The sequence below is a fragment of the Paenarthrobacter sp. PPS72 genome (assembly GCF_048537125.1).
GTDB classification, from domain to species: domain Bacteria; phylum Actinomycetota; class Actinomycetes; order Actinomycetales; family Micrococcaceae; genus Arthrobacter; species Arthrobacter nitroguajacolicus_E.
The window spans coordinates 1-470 of sequence record NZ_JBLYIE010000090.1; the positions used below are offsets into that span (position 1 = coordinate 1).

The window sequence follows — 470 nt, forward strand, 5'->3', positions numbered from 1 at the left end:
GTCCCAGGCTTTGGCTTGGTGGCCGTCCGGGAGGGCGGCGAGCTGGAGCCAGGAGACGAGGTTGAAGGCCAGGGCGGCGATGTTCGCCCAGGCCTGATTCGCGGCGAAGTCGAAGAACGGCAGCTTGCCCAGGCCGGTGTTTTTCAGGGTTTTGATCCGATTTTCACACCGTCCCCGGGCACGGTGCCTGGCGTCAAGGAACGGGCCGTGCCAGCGGGGTGAGTTGGTCAGGAAAGCGGTGATGCGGTGTCCGTCGGTATCGAGCAGGCTCGGCTGCGCGCCGGGGTGCAGCGGCTCTGCCCGAAGGTAGAGGTTCGTGTCCGGCGGGTAGTCGGTGAGCGGGATGACGTCGGTGGCGTTGATGACCCAGGCGTCGGTCCGGTCGGCCCCGTGCTGGTCCAGGGCCGGCTGCCAGTATTGTTTGTCGCTGATCCAGTCGATCATGTGTGCCTTGCCGAACGGGATGGTGT

1 protein-coding gene is annotated in these 470 nt (G+C 66.0%); it reads right to left on the minus strand.

All coding sequences use genetic code 11. From position 1 onward, the window contains the following. A partial coding sequence (locus ACLRGI_RS23190; RefSeq protein ID WP_419203787.1) for a transposase occupies positions 1–470 on the minus strand: 470 nt, incomplete at both ends.